1 protein-coding gene and 1 pseudogene are annotated in these 1,675 nt (G+C 44.4%); one reads left to right on the top strand and one right to left on the bottom strand.

The features are described 5' to 3' along the window. Positions 1–887: flavodoxin-dependent (E)-4-hydroxy-3-methylbut-2-enyl-diphosphate synthase (locus ACFIK8_RS09035; RefSeq protein WP_375669227.1), on the top strand; the 887-nt coding region annotated here is incomplete at its 5' end. 65 nt (positions 888–952) lie between these two features. Here ACFIK8_RS09035 and ACFIK8_RS09030 read toward each other — a convergent pair. Further along, positions 953–1,675, bottom strand: a pseudogene (locus ACFIK8_RS09030) (polyprenyl synthetase family protein); the annotation flags it as partial.

The following is a 1,675-nucleotide window of genomic DNA, read 5'->3' as shown; positions in this document are numbered from 1 at the left end:
TCAATCCTGGAAATGTTGGTTTTGGTGCAAAAAAGGATCGTCAGTTTGCGGAAATTATTGAGATTGCCTGTCGGTATCGTAAACCTATTCGTATTGGAGTGAATTGGGGATCTCTTGATAATGTGTTATTGACACGGCTTATGGATGAAAATGCTCAGCAAACAAAGCCCTTATCTGTCGCTGAAGTCATGCGGGAAACTGTTGTTCAGTCCGCTCTTCATTCAGCCGTTTGGGCTGAAGAGATAGGATTGGGACGTGATCAAATTATTCTTTCTGCCAAAGTGAGTGATGTACAAGATCTCATTGCTGTCTACAGCACCTTGGCAGAGCGTTGTGATTATGCGCTCCATTTGGGATTGACAGAAGCAGGGATGGGGACAAAGGGTGTTGTTGCTTCTTCCGTGGCTTTGGGGATTTTGTTGCAGCAAGGAATTGGCGATACGATTCGTATTTCATTAACACCTGAACCCGGTGGAGATCGGACACGGGAAGTGAAAGTTGCTCAAGAGCTTTTACAAGTCATGGGATTTCGGCAATTTTTTCCTGTGGTTGCGGCTTGCCCTGGATGTGGGCGCACCACTTCAAAAGTGTTTCAGCAATTGGCACAAAAAATTGAAGCGGATTTATATAAAAATATGGCGGTGTGGCGTGAAAAATACCCTGGCGTTGAAAGTTTAAAGGTTGCGGTGATGGGGTGTATCGTTAATGGACCGGGAGAATCAAAACATGCTGATATTGGGATTTCATTGCCTGGAATAGGTGAGAGTCCAGCAGCACCTGTTTTTATTGAGGGCCAGAAGGTGAAGATTTTGCGGGGCAACCATATTGCGGAAGAATTTGAATCTCTCTTAAGTCACTATATTCATACACGCTTTGGACAAGACTGAAACAAAGAAAAGCTTTTGTTCTGTTTGCTTCCTTTTTTGTGTTTCGACGTTGGTGACAAGGCTTCTTAATTTTTGCGTGTTGCACTAAAATGGGCTGCTTGTTGGAGTGGTTTTGCTTTGGTGCCAAAAGGCAGCAGAAGCGCTTCTGCTTTAGCGATGAGTTCATCTCGTTTTTTTGTGTTTCTTGAATGCCATAAAGACGAACAAAAGTGGCTTTTTGTGCCGTTTCATCTTTACCAGCGGTTTTCCCTAGGATTTCAGTGCTGGCGGTGATATCAAGAAGATCGTCTGTCAATTGAAACGCTAAACCAAGATAGGTTCCAAAAGCAGCAAGTTTTTCGGTTAATTCTTTGGAAGCGTTGCCGATGATCGCTCCTGCTTGGCAAGCAAAGCTTATAAGAGCGGCTGCTTTCATGTGTTGGAGAGTCAGAATACTGATGGTGCTATCTTGTGGTTTTTTTTCTGCTTCTAGGTCAAGCATTTGTCCGCCTATCATGCCGCCAAGTCCTGCTGATTGTGCAAGAGCTGTGATCAGTTTGATTCTAGTTTCAAAGGGGAGTGTACTGGCTTTATGAGCAATGATTTCAAAAGCAAAAGTCAAGAGGGCGTTGCCTGCCAGAATTGCTGTGGCTTCATCAAATGCTATGTGGACAGTGGGTTGTCCACGTCGGAGTGTGTCGTTATCCATGGCGGGAAGATCATCATGAATGAGTGAGTAACAGTGTACACATCCTAGGGCACATGCAATATCAAGAGAGTGTTCAGCAGGGATATCAAAAAGTGCCGCA

Source organism: Bartonella sp. MR168JLCBS, from assembly GCF_042194175.1.
This window is presented reverse-complemented; position numbering and strand designations above follow the sequence as displayed.